Source organism: Pseudomonas sp. HT11 (assembly GCF_044875395.1).
Classification (GTDB): Bacteria; Pseudomonadota; Gammaproteobacteria; order Pseudomonadales; family Pseudomonadaceae; genus Aquipseudomonas.
Map to the genome: position 1 here is coordinate 2,311,031 of NZ_CP173217.1, position 14,747 is coordinate 2,325,777.

The window sequence follows — 14,747 nt, forward strand, 5'->3', positions numbered from 1 at the left end:
TTACGGCTATGGGGTGAGTATCGATATGCTGCTGACACTCAGATATTGATGGCTTGGACGCGACCATGACTGCCTTGACCCTTGCTGCTGCTCAGACCACTTCAATCGCAGGCGATGTGCCGGCCAATATCCAGCGGCACTTGGCGTTTATGCAGGCGGCGGCGGAGCACGGTGTGCAGTTGCTGGTGTTTCCAGAGCTGTCACTGACCGGCTATGAGCCGGCGCTGGCCGCTGAACTGGCGATGGCGCCAGAGGATGCACGGCTTGCGCCACTGCGTGAAAAGGCGCAGGCGCTGCAGTTGACGGCGGTGGTGGGGATGCCGATCCGTTTGGCGCCCGAGGCGGGCGTGTTGATTGGCGCGCTGGTGTTGGCGGCGGACGGGTCGCTGGCGGTGTACACCAAGCAGCATTTGCATCCGGGTGAAGACGTGGCGTTTGTCGCAGGGCAGGGCGGGGCCGTCCTCGAATGGGCGGATGACCGTATTGCGCTGGCGGTTTGTGCAGACTTTTCCCACGCCAGCCATCCACGTGAGGCCGCGCAGGCCGGCGCCAATGTGTACGCCGCCGGCGTGTTGATCAGCGAGGGTGGCTACACCGCGGACAGCGCGCTGCTCCAGGGTTATGCCGCCGAGCATCGCATGCTGGTGTTGATGGCCAACCATGGCGGGCCTTCAGGCGGCTGGGCCTGCGCAGGGCGCAGCGCCGTCTGGGCCGCGGACGGCAACGTGCTGGCCGCCGCACCGGGCACTGGCGACGCGTTGGTGCTTGCCCGCCGCGATGGCGGCCACTGGTCTGGCCACGTGGTTGCGCTGTAAATGACGTTTCACCTGCGCGCCGCGACTGGCGATGACTTGCCATTCGCGCGGAGGCTGACCCACCAAGCCATGGGGGGTTACTACCTGCAATACGGTCTTGTGTGGTCTGACTATGGCTTTGACGTGGGCTGGGGCAGCCGCGAGAACTGGATGATCTGCAAGGGCGACGCGGTGTTGGGGTTTATCAGCCTGAGCCGTGACAACAGTGCTCTGTACATTCGCGAATTGCACTTATCCGAAAACTACCGCAAGCAGGGCGCAGGCAGCTGGGTTCTCGAGCAGATGGCGCTCAAGGCGCGCGCACAGGGGCTGGGTCTTTTACGCTTGACGGTGTTCAAAACCAATCCGGCGCGCAGGTTATATCAGCGCCTGGGGTTGAGCATCGTTGGGGAAGAGGGTTGCTTCTGGCGCATGGAGCGCGAGTGTCGGGCAGGTCCATCGGACTAAACAGGCACGTCTTGCCACTAGGCGCGGACTGCGGTCAGGAAACGATTTCCGGGTCGCGGTTCAGGGCTACCGGCTCATCCACGATAATTCCTTCTTTCATGCCCAACAGGACCGCCACCTTGTGGGCTTCCCCACGCCGTCCTTTTTTACGCCCGGCGAGCACTTGATAGGTTGTGGCCGGATCAACGCCGTGCTCACGGGCAAACGCTTGAACTGACTTCCCTTGATGTTCCAGCCAGGCCTTGGCTTGTGCAGCAGTGCGAATACCGGGCATAGTTCAAAACCGTTCAAGTTTGTTTAAAACGAGATGAGTGTGTCACCTCTTGGGGTGTGCCAGACAGGATCATACATCCAAATGAGTGGAATCGGTTCGCGTTTAAGACAGGAAAGAGAACGTCTTGGCCTGTCGCAGAAAGTTTTTGGTGAAATCGGCGGCGTCGAGGCAAATGCCCAAGGCAAATACGAAAGCGGCGGCCGCGCACCCAAGGCGGACTACCTGTCACGCGTGGCTCAGCGTGGTGTAGATGTTTTATATGTGCTGACGGGAAGCCCGACGCCTATGCAGCTGGAAAACCTCAGTCAGCTGGAAGAAAAAATCCTGGAAAACTACCGGGTCATGCTCAAGGAAGATCAGGACGCTATCCGCCGACTGACCGCCACACTGGCGGAACACTCCGTGTCGCAGAACGGAAAACACAAGTCGGCTCTCACGCAAAGCTGACCTTTTGCTCAGTAAAATCGGCTGTCCGGCGCAAGTCGGGCACCGATAGCGTGCGTAAACTCTATATATATGACGCTTGCAGCTAGGTCTGCGCCATGGTTTTTTGCTAAGGTGTTCAGCAACCTATAAGACCATATCGCGAGGTGTCTGCTTGATTAGGGTGCTAGTAGTCGATGACCATGATCTCGTTCGTACAGGCATTACACGAATGCTGGCTGACATCGATGGCCTGCAAGTAGTCGGTCAGGCCGAGTCAGGGGAGGAGTCCCTGATCAAGGCCCGGGAGTTGAAACCCGATGTGGTTTTGATGGACGTCAAGATGCCTGGGATCGGCGGTCTTGGTGCCACTACCAAATTGTTGCGCAGCCATCCGGACATTAAAGTCGTGGTGGTGACCGTATGCGAGGAAGACCCTTTTCCTACACGTCTGCTACAGGCAGGCGCGGCCGGTTACCTGACCAAAGGCGCAGGCCTGGCGGAGATGGTGCAAGCCATTCGCCTGGTATTTGCCGGCCAGCGTTATATCAGCCCGCAGATTGCCCAACAGTTGGCTATCAAATCGTTCCAGCCCACCAGCGACTCGCCGTTTGATGCGCTGTCGGAGCGGGAAATCCAGATTGCCTTGATGATCGTCGGCTGCCAGAAAGTGCAGACGATTTCCGACAAGCTCTGCCTGTCGCCCAAAACCGTTAACACCTACCGCTATCGCATTTTCGAGAAGCTCGCCATCAGCAGTGATGTTGAATTGACCCTGCTCGCGGTGCGCCACGGCATGGTGGACGCCAGCGCCTGACATGACCACACCGTTTGATCCAAGTGCCTTTCTCTCAACCTGCAGTGGCCGCCCCGGCGTGTACCGCATGTTCGACAGCGAGGCACGCCTGCTTTACGTGGGCAAAGCCAAGAACCTGAAAAACCGTCTGGCGAGCTACTTTCGCAAGACCGGCCTGGCGACGAAAACCGCTGCCTTGGTGGCGCGCATCGCCCAGGTTGAAACCACCATCACCGCCAATGAAACCGAAGCACTGCTGCTTGAGCAGACGCTGATCAAGGAGTGGCGGCCGCCCTACAACATTCTGCTGCGCGACGATAAATCCTACCCCTACGTGTTTTTATCCGACGGCGATTTCCCGCGGCTGAGCATTCACCGCGGCGCGAAGAAGCAGAAGGGCAAGTATTTCGGGCCGTACCCCAGCGCCGGCGCAATCCGCGAAAGCCTGAGCCTGCTGCAAAAGACCTTTTTTGTGCGCCAGTGCGAAGACAGCTTTTACAAGAACCGCACACGGCCTTGCCTGCAGTACCAGATCAAGCGCTGCAAGGCGCCTTGTGTCGGCCTGGTTGATTCGGCGGAGTACGCCGAGGATGTGCGCCATTCGGTGATGTTCCTCGAAGGGCGCAGCAATGCGCTCACCGATGAGCTCTCCGGCGCCATGGAGCAGGCTGCCAGCACGCTCGATTTCGAGCGGGCCGCTGAATTGCGCGACCAGATCTCTCTGTTGCGCCGTGTTCAGGACCAGCAAAGCATGGAGGGCGGCAACGGCGACGTCGATGTGATCGCCGCGTTCGTCAACCCGGGCGGCGCCTGTGTGCATTTGATCAGCGTGCGTGGCGGGCGAGTGCTGGGCAGCAAGAACTTCTTCCCGCAAACCGGGATCGACGAGGAAGTGGCTGAGGTCATGGCCGCCTTCCTTGGTCAGTACTACGTCAGCAGCCCCGAGCGCGATTTGCCCTCGGAGTTGATCGTTAACGTGGTGCATGAAGACTTCCCCACACTGATCGAGGCCATCCACGAGCTGCGCGGCCGTGAGCTGGACATCAGCCACCGCGTGCGCGGTACCCGTGCCCGTTGGCAGCAACTGGCGGTCACAAACGCCGAGCAGGCCCTAAGTGCGCGTCTGGCCAATCGGCAGCATGTGGCCGCACGCTTCGACGCCTTGGCTGAAGTGCTTAACCTGGACGAGCCGCCGCAACGGCTGGAGTGCTACGACATCAGTCACTCCAGCGGCGAAGCCACCGTGGCGTCCTGTGTGGTGTTCGGGCCGGAAGGGCCGATCAAATCCGATTACCGGCGCTACAACATCGAAGGCGTTACCGCCGGCGATGACTACGCCGCGATGCACCAGGCCCTGACGCGACGCTTCAGCAAGTTGAAGGACGGGGAGGGCAAACTGCCGGATATCCTTCTGGTGGACGGCGGCAAGGGCCAGTTGTCCATGGCCCGTGACGTGCTCAACGAACTGGCCGTGCCCGACCTGATCCTGCTCGGCGTGGCCAAGGGCGCCACGCGCAAGGCCGGTTTCGAGACGTTGTACTTGAATGATGCCGCCCATGAGTTCACCTTGAAGGGCGACTCACCCGCGCTGCACCTGATTCAACAGATCCGTGACGAGGCCCACCGTTTTGCCATTACTGGCCACCGTGCCCGTCGCGGCAAAACCCGTCGAACCTCAACCCTGGAAGGGGTGGCGGGCGTTGGCCCGACACGCCGGCGCGACCTGCTTAAACATTTTGGTGGCTTGCAGGAGCTGTCCCGTGCCAGCATTGACGAAATAGCCAAAGCACCCGGTATCAGTAAAAAGCTCGCTGAGTTGATTTATGCAAACCTGCACAGCGAATAGAATGCCTTCTCACCTCGTAGCCAGTTGTGCCGATGAATATCCCTAATCTGATTACCGTTCTACGCGTCCTGCTCATTCCGATTTTCATTTTGTTGTTCTATTTGCCGTACGAATGGAGCTATGCCGCCTCCAGTTCAGTGTTTGCGTTTGCAGCCGCAACCGACTGGCTTGACGGCTACCTGGCGCGTCGCCTGGAACAGAGCACGCCCTTTGGCGCATTCCTTGATCCGGTGGCCGACAAACTGATGGTGGCCGTGGCCCTGGTCCTGTTGGTGCAGGAGCACGGCAACCTGTGGCTGACGCTGCCGGCCGCCGTGATCATCGGCCGCGAGATCGTCGTCTCGGCCCTGCGCGAATGGATGGCCGAAATCGGCGCGCGCGCCCACGTGGCGGTCTCCAACATGGGCAAATGGAAAACCGCTGCGCAAATGCTCGCGTTGGTGATCCTGCTGGCCAATCCGTCGGACTTCTCCTTCTGGGTGCTCACCGGCTACGCCTTGCTGCTGATCGCCGCGGGCCTGACGTTGTGGTCCATGCTTCAGTATTTGCGTGCTGCCTGGCCGCATCTGCGCACCACCGTTGAAAAGAAATAAAACTTTTTTGAATCAAGGGGTTGACGGGGGTTCTGGATTCTATAGAATGCACACCACCAAGACGCGGGAATAGCTCAGTTGGTAGAGCACGACCTTGCCAAGGTCGGGGTCGCGAGTTCGAGTCTCGTTTCCCGCTCCAAACACAAAGAAAAAGCCACTCTAACGAGTGGCTTTTTTTTGCCTGGGATTTACGCATACGTCGGCGCTTGGCCCGCTATTTGTCGTGCCTGGCCAAGCACTGTCCAGGAGCACCTGGTGGTGCCGTGGTCACTCGGTCAGCAGGTTTTTACCGAGTACGTAGCTTTTTCGCCAACGGGTGATCTGTACGTTGAGAAACAGCCCTGCCTGGTAGAACGGGTCGCCCTCGATAAACGCCTGTGCCTGTTCGCGGGTATCCAGTTCGACGATGTAGAACCCACCGCCCAGGTCGCTGGCATCGTCATGCAACTTGGCGCCACACGCGATCAACAGCGCCGCGTGGCGCTCCAGGTACTCCAGGTGGCTGGGCCGGTGGCGGTTGCGGACCGCCTGGCTGCCAGGCTTGTCCCATGTTTCGATTACAAATGGCATACGCAGACTCCTGAAAATGATGAATCGGGATTCACGGGTGGCCCAGGTATCCCCACAGCAGAACGGTGCCGATGTAGATGGCACCGACCCAGAACATACAGATCACGGTGTAGCCCATCACATCCTTGAGTTTCAGCCGTGACAGGGCGAGGGCCGGGAGGATCCAGAAGGGCTGCACCAGGTCGTTCCAGGCGTTGCCCAGCATCACCGCCATGGAGGTCTGGGCCAGTGAGCTGTTCAGGGCACGGGCAGCTTCGATCATGAAAGGGCCCTGAATCGCCCAGTGGCCGCCGCCGGAAGGGGCGAAGAAGTTGATCAGGAACGAGCTGATCAAGCCCCAGAAGGGCAAGGTCTGCTGGTTGGCCACGTCGACAAAGACCCTGGAGACACTGTCCACCAGGCCCGAACCGGCCATGATCGCCATGATCCCGGCGTAGAAGGGGTACTGGAGAATGATCCCGGTAATGGTCTTGATGCCCTCATTGAGCTTGGCTATGTACTGGGCCGGGGTGCGCAGCAGCAGGATGCCGAGGAACAGGATCAGAAAGTTGACCTTGTTCAGATCGAGGTTGGCTCCGCGGAAAAAACTCAAGGCGACGTAGCCAAGACCCAACAGGCCCACCGCCAAGCTCAGCAGCGTACTGTTGTTGAGCCGAGTGGCCACGGTGTTGTCGGCGAACAGCCCGTCCACGGCCTGGCCACTTTCATCCTTGGCGATGTACTGGCTGGCGTCGATCTCGGTCACCTGTTCCCCCTGCCGGGGGTGCAGGGCTGCATTGAGCAGAGGCAGCGTTACCAACACCACCAGGGCTGTGAGCAAGATCGGCCAGGAAAAAATCGTTTCGCCCAGGCCTATCAGGCCCATGCTTTTCTGCATCGGATGCCCGGGAGTGGAGATAAGGACCGGGATGGTCGCCGACAACCCCAGGCCGTAAAGAGTGAAGCCGCTGTAGGCCGCGGCGATGATCAAGGGGTAATGGACCCCGCGCACGTGCAACGCGAGTTTGCGCGCGACGATACCGCCGACCACCAGTCCGAAGCCCCAGTTCAGGTAACTGCCAATCCCGCCCACCAGGGTCGCCACGATAATCGCCATTCGCGGTGTGCCAACCCTAACCACGATGGCATTGAGCAGGCGGTCTACCAGGGGCGAGGTGGCCAGCACATAACCCATGGCCAGGATCACCGCCATCTGGGTGGTGAACGCCAGCAGGTTCCAGAAGCCTTCGCCCCAGTGCATCAGGGAATCCACTGGGGACACGCCTTCGACCACCACCGCGAGAAAGATCGCGAGAAATGTCAGGGCAATGGCAAATACAAACGGATCGGGCAGATAACGCCGCATCAGTTCCGTAAAGAATGAAGTTATTTTGCTCATGGTCTTTTCCTTATTGTTATGCAGGCTCAGAGCTCGTAACGGCGGTTTTCAGGGCGCGCTGAGGAACGCCAGTAGTTGTTCGTTGAAGGCGCTGGTGCATTCCCAATTCACCAGGTGGGCGCAGTCGAATTCGCTGAAGTGAGCCCCGGCAATGCCCTGTTGCAGCGCCTGGCCCTGTTCCACGGTGGCCGCCAGGTCGTGGCGCCCGGAGATCACCCAAGTGCGCGCGCGGATCGCCGGGATACAGCGGTTCAGGTCGGTTTCCCGAAGGATCTGGCAGCAGTCGATGTATCCCTGCAGATCACTGCGGCCCACCAGGTCCACCATCACCTGGCAACTGGCGGGGTGAGCCAGGGCCCACTCCGGACGCAGCCAGATGTGTGGCACCACCGTGGTCGCCAGTCGTGCCAGGCCCACATTGCGGACCTGGTCGATGCGCTTGCTCCAGCCCTCCCGGCTGCCGATGCGCGCCGAGGTATTGCACAGCACCAGGCGTTGCAGGCGCTGGGGATGGCGCAAGGCAAAGGACTGGCCGGTCAGCCCGCCAAGGGACAGGCCGCAAAAGTGCGCGCTGCCGATGTCGAGGTGGTCGAGCAGCGCCGCGACGTCATCACTCAGGTCGTTGATGGAGGTGGCCCGCTGGTCGCTGGTGCTGGCGCCGTGTCCACGGGTGTCGTAGCGCAACACCCGCAGGCGTGGGGCCAGGGCCTGGACCTGGGGGGCCCACATTTCCAGGCCGATGCCGATGGAGTTGGACAGCACCAGGACCGGCGCCTCGGCCGCTCCCTCCAGTTGGTAGTGCAGGCGATTGCCGGCGATCTGCGCGAAAGGCATAGCATTCCTCAGGTCACGTTAGGTGTAGGGAGCGGCAGGACGGGGGCGGTTTGCCGTGCGATAGCGAGACGGATCAGCCACAGCGCCAGCAGTTGGCATAACAGAATCAGCAGCGCGGCGGCGACCAGGGCCTGGGAGAGCCCGACATCTGTGGGAAGGTGGTTTTTCACGGCAAAGAACACCCCGCCGATGCTGGCGACAAAAAACGCCGAACTGCATTGCAGGACGGTGTTGATCAGTCCGGCGCTCATGCCCGCTTGGTGGCGGTTCAGGGTGTCGCTGACGACCCCGACCAGAGCCGGTAGGGCGAAGCCTTGGCCGGCGCCAAGCAAGACCAGAGGCAAATAAAGCAAGTCTGGGCGGCCGCCGCCGACGCACAGGACCACCGTCAACATACTTGCAGCCTGCAGGCTCAAGCCCAGCAGGGCTCCGGGCTTGCCTTGGCGCTGGCCGAGAAAGGCGCTGCCAAGGGCAGCGAGGAAAAAGCCCACGCCGAACGGCAGGATCCGTGCCCCCACTGCCGCTGGGCCGAGCTGGAAACCCGACTGCAGATAGTCGGCGTAAATCAGAAAGAACGGCGAGATGGCGTAGAAGCAGAACAGCGCCAGAAAGCCGGGTAACAGCGCTGGCAGGTGAAAGATCTCAAGGTCGACAAAGGGGGGGCCGCCCTTGCGTTTGAGCCGGGTTTCCCAGATGACGAACAGGCCCAGGCTGAGGGCACTGAGGGCCAGCCCCAGCCAGGACCACCACGGCCAGCCTCGGGGCACCGCTTCGATCAGGCAGGTCAGCAGCGGTAGCAGGAACCCTGCGAACAGCGCACAGCCGATGATGTCCAGGGGCCGCCGTTGGTGGTGTGGGGATTCGTTGAGCAGGCGCGCCGCCGCCAGCAGGCAGGGCAAAACGATCGGTACATTGATCAGGAACAGGTTGCGCCAGCCCAGTCCGCCGATATCGGCGGCAATCAGCAGGCCTCCTGCACCCTGGCCCACCAGGCAGGCCAGGCCAAAAATCGAGGCATACAGCGAGAGGGCCAGGGCTTTGTCCTTGCCATTGAAATTGGCATGGATCAGGGCCAGGGACTGAGGGGCCATGATGGCGGCGAACAGGCCCTGGACGAAGCGCGCCAGCACCAGTCCCAGATCGCTGCCGGCGGTGCCGCAAGCCACCGAGGCGGCGGCAAAGCCAAGCATGCCAAGCATGAAAATCCGCCGTGGCCCGTACCTGTCCCCTAAACGCCCGCCGAGGATCAGGAACAGCGCAAAGGCTGCGGCGTAGATCGACACCGACGCCTGCATCAGGCCATCGCTGGCCCTCAGGTCGGCCTTGATAAAGGGCAGGGCGATATTGACGATGAAGTAATCCAGGGGCGGCAGGAACGATCCCACCAGCAGGATCACCAGGCATACCCAGCGTCTGGCCCCGGTCTGGGTCACGGCCGGCTCCGGTGTCAGCATTGGCGCGCCTGCTGTTCGAGGTTTTCCCGAGCGCTGGCGCCCAGCTCAAGCAGCGTCTGGGCCAGCAGGTGTGGATGGGTGAGCATGGCCAGGTGCCCGGTGGCCAGGCAGCGGCTGGCAAACACGCCACTGTCCCGGGCCTGCTCCAGCGCGAGATCGAAGGCACTGAAGGGAAACTGGCTGCAGCGAATGTAGCTGTAGGCCAGGTCCAGGCTCAGGTCAATGGGGCTCAATGGCTCGAAGAACGCTCGCCCCGGATGGGCGCCCAGGCGTTGCTCGACTTCGGCATGCAGGGTTGGGTCATCCAGGCCGAACCCGTCGGCGCTGCTCAGTTTGAGCGTCGCTCCCTGGTGTTCTCGTTGCCACGTCATAAGCAGGGACCTGAGGGCCGTGGGCAGGTGCTCCAGTAACGGTCTGTTGTCCAGGGGCAGGAAGGCGTCGAGAAAAATCACCGCGCGTATCCGGTTGGACAGGTCAGGCAAGGCCGCCGCCGCCACGGCGCCGCCGTAGCTCCAGCCCACCAGTACGAGATTGTCCAGCTGATTGTCCGTCACCGTGGCGACGATCTCCCGGGCATGGCTGTGCAGGCCCACTTCGGCGTCGATCGCGCCTTGGCGTTCGGCGACCCCGGCCAGGGTTGGGGTCAATACCCGATGGCCCTCGCCGCGAAGCAGGCTGGCGACCTCGCGCCATACCCAGCCACCGAACCCGGCACCAGGTATCAGGACAAAATCCAGCGCGAGTGCATCTGTTGCGCAGGCTGTGTGTTTAGACGGCATGGATAAAACGCTCCGTGTTGTCCCACCAAGTGGCGCGTATGGCCCGGCGCTGAATCTTGCCCACGGCGCTGCGGGGCAAGGGCTCGTGTTGCAGGACGATGTGTTTCGGGGTCTTGAACTCGCCCAGGGCTTGGCGGCACAGCTCGCGCAAGGCCTGGTCTGGCGTGTCTGACCCCGGGCGCAGGACACAGACCGCCTGCAAGGCTTCACCGCTGCTGGCGTCGGGCACTCCGAACACGACCGCCTCCACTACCGTGGGATGGCTCATAAGCACGTTCTCCACCTCCACCGGGTAAATGTTCATCCCCGCGCTGACGACCATTTCTTCCTTGCGATCAAGCAGGTAAAGGTAGTGCTGCTGATCGAGGCGGCCGAGGTCGCCTGTCAGCAGCCAGCCTCGATGGAACTTGTCCGCGGTTTTCTGCGGGTTGTTCCAGTAGCCAGGCATCACGCCCTGGCTGCGAATGGCAATCTCGCCAATCTGGCCGGGAGCCAGCGCCTGGCCTGCGTCATCCAGCACGCAGACTTGCACGTCGTGGCGAGGCCGGCCACAGGACAGCAGGCGGCCATCGCCTGGGGCCAGGTCATGTAGGTTCGAGGCAGGCATCACGCTGATGATTCCGGCTTCGACCTGGCCGTAATACTGATACAGGACCTCGCCGAAACACTGGCGAAAGCGGCGGATAGTGGCTTCGGCGAGGGGCGCTCCACCGGTGATCAGGGCCTTGAGCCGAACCTGGGGCGGCTCGCTTGCGGCGCTGGCCAGGCGGGTCAATAAGTTGAGGTCGGCGGGGCCGATAAAACTGTGGGTGACCCGATGTTCGGTGAGGCAGCGCAGGCAGTCGGCGGCGTCGAAAGCCGGCCTGACCAAGGTGCAGGCCCCTGCGATCCAGGTGGGCAGCAATAGGTAGCCGGCTCCGTGGGACAGCGGGCTAACCTGCAGGAACACATCCCCTGGCTGCAGCGGCGGCAGGCCGTATGACCATTCGTAAATCGAATAGAGCCAGGTCCTGTGGCTGATAGGCACGCCTTTTGGCACTCCGGTGGTGCCGCCGCTATGGCGGATGATGAACAGGTCATCTTCGCCGATCTCAATATTCGGTGCGCCGTCCGCCGCGCCAGCGAGCCAAGCCTCATAGTCGGCGCCATAAGACAGTAACCGCAGGGTGGGGGCTTGTCGCTGCATCTCCCTGGCTGTTTCGGCGTGGGCCGGCGAGGCGATCAGTAACTGGCAGCGGGTGTGTTGGACAATGTTCTGCTGGATGGCCAGGGCACTGCCGGCATACAGCGGCACTCGGACAATTCCAGCGATGGCGAGCCCCACCAGCACGTCCAGGGATTCGACGCAGTTGTCTTCCAGCACCGCCACTCGGGTTCCGGGCTCGATTCCCCAGGCCAGCAGGCCATTGGCCAAGCGGCAGGCGCGCTGCCAGACCTGCTGATAGCTGTGGTTGCGCTGCCCATCGCTGACCGCCGGGCGCTCGCCAAAAGCCTGTGCCGACTGAAGAAGGACATCCTTGACGTTCATTGACTGCGGTCCTGGTGCGCGGGCTTGTTGCCTGCCAGGACAAACAGCGGCCACTGGAAGTCGAGGTATTCCCGATCTTCGGGCCAGGCTGTCGCCAGGCGCTCGGCCAGCGCTGGGCAAGGGTCGATGCCGTGCTGATCGATGTAAAGCTGGGTCGCGGACCACGTCCGGGTGTAGTTGACGTAGTCCTCCAGGTTCCAGCGGCGCTGGATATGCAGTTCCGGGGTCGGCAGTTGCGGGTAAGGAAAGGGCAGGCCTTTGAGTCCGGCGAACAGGACCTCGGTCTGGACTGGCCAGAAGTCCTTGAGCAGGCCGAACTGGAAGTCGTTGATCACTTGGTCCAGTGCCGGGGTCAGCGGCTCGTTGAAGGCATAGCCGATGATCAGCAGCAACCCTTCGCTGACCAGGCATTGGTCGACCTGGGCGTAAAAGCTCGGGGTGTCTATCCAGTGGATGGCCTGGGCCACACAGACCGCGTCGAACTGCATGGGAGCAAAGCGGGCATCTTCGGCTGCCAGCACCTGGAAACTAATGTTGGCGACTCGAGGCGCTCGGTTGATTTGCTCTGCGCTCACGTCCGTGGCCGTGACATGTTCAAAGGTCGTCGCCAAGTTGATGGCCGCCTGGCCGTTACCGGTTGCGCAATCCCACACCTGTTGCGTGCCTGGGCTGTGCGCGCGGATGAATTCATAGAGTTCGGCAGGGTAGTCGAATCGAAAAGCTGCGTAATGATCAGATTGTTTGGAAAACAGCGTATCGGTCTTTTTTGTATTTTTTAGGACCATGTTCATCGTTACTTTTCCTCCTGGAAAATGTTTCGTGGCGAGGCAAAATATAACGACGGTCCGGCATGCCCAACCAATGGTATATTCCCATCAAACCCATCGATGCCAGCGATTGATCATGATTGAGTTAAGGCACTTGCGGTACTTTCTGGCCATCGCCAAGTTTCAGCACTTGACCAAGGCGGCGGAATCCTTGTTTGTCACGCAGTCGACACTTTCTCATCAGTTGAAACAGTTGGAGTCCTTCCTGGAAGTTAAACTTTTTGACCGCGTGGGTCGCGGTGTCGAACTCAGTGCTGCTGGGAAATCCTTCTTTCACTACGCCACCCGGGCCTTGAAAGAAGTCGAAGAAGGCGCCCTGGCCTTGCGTAATATCGACTCCCTGGCCCAGGGCCAGCTGCGTATTGGCGGTATCAGCACCTACATAAACAGCTTATTGCCTCCTGTACTTGCCGCGTTGGGGGAGCGTTACCCGAATATCAGCATCAGTGGCGAGGCTCTGTCCGCCGGTGAAGTTTCCATGGCCTTGCAAGAGGGAGAAATAGATTTGGGGGTTTCTTTTTTAGACTCCTTCAAAGGTGACTTCATTGTTGAGCCGTTATTCTCGGAAGCCTTGGTGTTGACCGTGGCTGCCGATCATCCCCTGGCTGGCCAAGCCACTGTCGACGCTGCCGAATTGAGGGGGATCGATCTGTTGGTGCAAACTTCTCGCTATCATTCCCGGCACTTGATCGATCAGCTATTGGGGGCGCAGATTGCTGGCAGTATCCAGATGGAGTTAAGTTCCATTGAGTGCATGCTGGAGGTGGTGAAGTTGAATTCATCGGTCGCCGCAGTGCACTTCGAACACAAACCCAGGGTGGATCCGCAACTGGTGCATCTGCCCATCCTCAACCCCGGCGTTACGCGCACGGCGGCGCTGATCTGGCATCGCCAACGCAGTGAAACCGCGTTGTTGCGCGAGGTCTCGCGGCTGATCCAGGCGGCGGCCAACGCACACTGAAGCCGGCGGTGGCACCCTCAGCCCTCAATGTCGGCGTAACCGCGTCAGTTGGTGCTCGTCGATCTCGACTCCCAGACCGGGCCCGCTCGGTAACCAGAGTTTGAAGTCCCGATACTCCGGGCGTTGCAGCACCACATCCTCGACCAGCAACAGGGGGCCGAACAGTTCGGTGCCCCATTTCAGCTCGGGCAAGGTTGTAAAGGCGTGGGCGGAGGCGAGCGTGCCGATGCTGCTTTCCAGCATGGTGCCGCCATACAGGTCGATTCCCGCCGCCCGCGCAATGGCCGCTGCGCGTAGTACTGCGCAAGGCCCACCGGTCTTGGCGATCTTGAGCGAGAACACCGGCGCGGCGCCCTCACTGGCGAGCATGAAACTGTCGGCGACCGACTCGATGGCTTCGTCAGCCATCAACGGGATCGGACTGCGCCTGTTCAAGCGCGCCAGTGCGCGGTGCAGATGGCGCGGCAGCGGCTGCTCGATGAGTTCTACTCCGGCGTCTGCCAGTTGGGTACAGGCCCTGATACAGACCGCCTCACTCCATGACTGATTGATATCCACGCGCACGCTGGCTCTATTGCCCAGGGCCTGCTTGATAGCCACGGCATGCTGGATGTCCAGTGTCGGCTCGCGAGCCCCCAGCTTGACCTTGAACTGGCGGTGGCGGCGCGCCTCGAGCATCTGCTCGGCTTCCTGGATATCCCGCCCAGTGTCGCCGCTGGCCAAGACCCAAGCGACTTCCAGGCAGCTCTGCACCGGGCCGCCCAGTACCTCGGCGACGCTCAATCCCAGGCGTTTGCCCTGGGCGTCAAGCAAGGCACTTTCCACGGCCGAGCGGGCGAAGGTATTGCCCTTTATCAGGCTGTCCAGGCGCTGCATCAGGGCGTTCAGGTTGTAGGGGTTCTGGCCGATTAACAGCGGCGCAAAGTAGCAGTCGATATTGGTCTTGATGCTTTCCGGGCTTTCACCTGCGTAAGACAAGCCGCCGATGGTGGCGGCCTCGCCCAGGCCGTCGATGCCGTCGCTGCAGCGGATCCGCAGGATCACGGTAGTTTGGGTTTCGATGGTATGCATCGCCAGCCGGTGTGGCCTGAGGGTCGGCAGCTCGACGAGGTGAGCTTCGACCCGTTCAATAGAGATGGGGTGCATGGAGGCGGTCATTCCTTGAGCTGCGTGCCGATGGGGTCCTGATGAACTCAATGGTGTTGCTTCGGTTGGGAGAGGT

Annotated in this window: 16 protein-coding genes and 1 tRNA gene; 8 read left to right on the forward strand and 9 right to left on the reverse strand. The window is 61.1% G+C overall.

What is annotated here, in order from left to right; genetic code table 11:
- The first annotated feature begins 65 nt into the window (after nt 1-65).
- Nucleotides 66-815 (forward strand): carbon-nitrogen hydrolase family protein, encoded by a 750-nt coding sequence (locus tag ABWL43_RS10720; protein WP_404487640.1) that lies wholly within the window; start codon nt 66-68, stop codon nt 813-815.
- Nucleotides 816-1,262, forward strand: coding sequence for a GNAT family N-acetyltransferase (locus ABWL43_RS10725; RefSeq protein ID WP_404487641.1), 447 nt, complete (start codon nt 816-818; stop codon nt 1,260-1,262).
- A gap of 34 nt (nt 1,263-1,296) precedes the next feature.
- On the opposite strand, the gene ABWL43_RS10730 is transcribed toward ABWL43_RS10725, so the two are convergent.
- Complete coding sequence (locus tag ABWL43_RS10730) at nt 1,297-1,536, reverse strand: DNA-binding protein (RefSeq protein WP_106579986.1); 240 nt, start codon at nt 1,534-1,536, stop codon at nt 1,297-1,299.
- A gap of 81 nt (nt 1,537-1,617) precedes the next feature.
- Between ABWL43_RS10730 and ABWL43_RS10735 the strand changes: the two genes are divergently transcribed.
- The 5 genes from ABWL43_RS10735 (at nt 1,618) to ABWL43_RS10755 (ending at nt 5,333) form a co-directional block, all read left to right on the forward strand.
- Nucleotides 1,618-1,983: a helix-turn-helix domain-containing protein gene (locus ABWL43_RS10735; RefSeq protein ID WP_242200771.1), complete on the forward strand. Its 366-nt coding sequence runs from the start codon at nt 1,618-1,620 to the stop codon at nt 1,981-1,983.
- Between the two features lie 151 nt (nt 1,984-2,134).
- Nucleotides 2,135-2,776, forward strand: a complete 642-nt coding sequence (gene uvrY / locus ABWL43_RS10740) for a UvrY/SirA/GacA family response regulator transcription factor (RefSeq protein WP_003190387.1) — start codon at nt 2,135-2,137, stop codon at nt 2,774-2,776.
- Between the two features lies 1 nt (nt 2,777).
- Nucleotides 2,778-4,601, forward strand: a complete 1,824-nt coding sequence (gene uvrC, locus ABWL43_RS10745; RefSeq protein WP_404487642.1) for an excinuclease ABC subunit UvrC — start codon at nt 2,778-2,780, stop codon at nt 4,599-4,601.
- A 32-nt stretch (nt 4,602-4,633) separates the two neighbouring features.
- Nucleotides 4,634-5,194, forward strand: coding sequence for a CDP-diacylglycerol--glycerol-3-phosphate 3-phosphatidyltransferase (gene pgsA / locus ABWL43_RS10750; protein ID WP_003232771.1), 561 nt, complete (start codon nt 4,634-4,636; stop codon nt 5,192-5,194).
- A 63-nt stretch (nt 5,195-5,257) separates the two neighbouring features.
- Nucleotides 5,258-5,333: transfer RNA gene (locus ABWL43_RS10755), tRNA-Gly, on the forward strand.
- Between the two features lie 128 nt (nt 5,334-5,461).
- On the opposite strand, the gene ABWL43_RS10760 is transcribed toward ABWL43_RS10755, so the two are convergent.
- From ABWL43_RS10760 to ABWL43_RS10790, 7 genes are read right to left on the reverse strand one after another with little or no spacing between them, the layout of a single operon-like run.
- Nucleotides 5,462-5,764, reverse strand: coding sequence for a YciI family protein (locus ABWL43_RS10760; RefSeq protein ID WP_404487643.1), 303 nt, complete (start codon nt 5,762-5,764; stop codon nt 5,462-5,464).
- 31 nt (nt 5,765-5,795) lie between these two features.
- On the reverse strand, nt 5,796-7,142 hold the full coding sequence (locus ABWL43_RS10765; protein ID WP_404487645.1) for a short-chain fatty acid transporter: 1,347 nt from the start codon (nt 7,140-7,142) through the stop codon (nt 5,796-5,798).
- 48 nt (nt 7,143-7,190) lie between these two features.
- The gene (gene pcaD, locus ABWL43_RS10770; RefSeq protein WP_404487646.1) at nt 7,191-7,976 is read right to left on the reverse strand and encodes a 3-oxoadipate enol-lactonase; all 786 of its coding nucleotides are present in this window, start codon (nt 7,974-7,976) and stop codon (nt 7,191-7,193) included.
- Nucleotides 7,977-7,984: 8 nt separating this feature from the next.
- The gene (locus ABWL43_RS10775; protein ID WP_404487648.1) at nt 7,985-9,430 is read right to left on the reverse strand and encodes an MFS transporter; all 1,446 of its coding nucleotides are present in this window, start codon (nt 9,428-9,430) and stop codon (nt 7,985-7,987) included.
- On the reverse strand, nt 9,424-10,209 hold the full coding sequence (locus tag ABWL43_RS10780; RefSeq protein WP_404487649.1) for an alpha/beta hydrolase family protein: 786 nt from the start codon (nt 10,207-10,209) through the stop codon (nt 9,424-9,426). The genes ABWL43_RS10775 and ABWL43_RS10780 overlap by 7 nt, the downstream gene beginning before the upstream one ends.
- Entirely contained in the window at nt 10,199-11,737 is a 1,539-nt protein-coding gene (locus ABWL43_RS10785) for a class I adenylate-forming enzyme family protein (RefSeq protein ID WP_145163466.1), read from the reverse strand. Before ABWL43_RS10785 ends, ABWL43_RS10780 begins: the two co-directional genes overlap by 11 nt.
- Complete coding sequence (locus ABWL43_RS10790; protein ID WP_145163467.1) at nt 11,734-12,528, reverse strand: class I SAM-dependent methyltransferase; 795 nt, start codon at nt 12,526-12,528, stop codon at nt 11,734-11,736. The genes ABWL43_RS10785 and ABWL43_RS10790 overlap by 4 nt, the downstream gene beginning before the upstream one ends.
- Nucleotides 12,529-12,658: 130 nt before the next feature.
- Between ABWL43_RS10790 and ABWL43_RS10795 the strand changes: the two genes are divergently transcribed.
- On the forward strand, nt 12,659-13,525 hold the full coding sequence (locus ABWL43_RS10795; RefSeq protein ID WP_178119715.1) for a LysR substrate-binding domain-containing protein: 867 nt from the start codon (nt 12,659-12,661) through the stop codon (nt 13,523-13,525).
- 24 nt (nt 13,526-13,549) lie between these two features.
- On the opposite strand, the gene ABWL43_RS10800 is transcribed toward ABWL43_RS10795, so the two are convergent.
- Nucleotides 13,550-14,671 carry a muconate cycloisomerase family protein gene (locus ABWL43_RS10800; RefSeq protein WP_145163469.1) on the reverse strand — a complete coding sequence of 374 codons (1,122 nt, stop codon included), beginning with the start codon at nt 14,669-14,671 and terminating at the stop codon, nt 13,550-13,552.
- Between the last annotated feature and the right edge of the window lie 76 nt (nt 14,672-14,747).

Bases quoted from the DNA above. Each gene is read 5' to 3' on its own strand.
- ABWL43_RS10720 (WP_404487640.1), top strand. From the start codon at position 66: ATGACTGCCTTGACCCTTGCTGCTGCTCAGACCACTTCAATCGCAGGC.
- ABWL43_RS10725 (WP_404487641.1), top strand. From the start codon at position 816: ATGACGTTTCACCTGCGCGCCGCGACTGGCGATGACTTGCCATTCGCG.
- ABWL43_RS10730 (WP_106579986.1), bottom strand. From the start codon at position 1,536: ATGCCCGGTATTCGCACTGCTGCACAAGCCAAGGCCTGGCTGGAACAT.
- ABWL43_RS10735 (WP_242200771.1), top strand. From the start codon at position 1,618: ATGAGTGGAATCGGTTCGCGTTTAAGACAGGAAAGAGAACGTCTTGGC.
- uvrC (WP_404487642.1), top strand. From the start codon at position 2,778: ATGACCACACCGTTTGATCCAAGTGCCTTTCTCTCAACCTGCAGTGGC.
- pgsA (WP_003232771.1), top strand. From the start codon at position 4,634: ATGAATATCCCTAATCTGATTACCGTTCTACGCGTCCTGCTCATTCCG.
- ABWL43_RS10760 (WP_404487643.1), bottom strand. From the start codon at position 5,764: ATGCCATTTGTAATCGAAACATGGGACAAGCCTGGCAGCCAGGCGGTC.
- ABWL43_RS10765 (WP_404487645.1), bottom strand. From the start codon at position 7,142: ATGAGCAAAATAACTTCATTCTTTACGGAACTGATGCGGCGTTATCTG.
- pcaD (WP_404487646.1), bottom strand. From the start codon at position 7,976: ATGCCTTTCGCGCAGATCGCCGGCAATCGCCTGCACTACCAACTGGAG.
- ABWL43_RS10775 (WP_404487648.1), bottom strand. From the start codon at position 9,430: ATGCTGACACCGGAGCCGGCCGTGACCCAGACCGGGGCCAGACGCTGG.
- ABWL43_RS10780 (WP_404487649.1), bottom strand. From the start codon at position 10,209: ATGCCGTCTAAACACACAGCCTGCGCAACAGATGCACTCGCGCTGGAT.
- ABWL43_RS10785 (WP_145163466.1), bottom strand. From the start codon at position 11,737: ATGAACGTCAAGGATGTCCTTCTTCAGTCGGCACAGGCTTTTGGCGAG.
- ABWL43_RS10790 (WP_145163467.1), bottom strand. From the start codon at position 12,528: ATGAACATGGTCCTAAAAAATACAAAAAAGACCGATACGCTGTTTTCC.
- ABWL43_RS10800 (WP_145163469.1), bottom strand. From the start codon at position 14,671: ATGCACCCCATCTCTATTGAACGGGTCGAAGCTCACCTCGTCGAGCTG.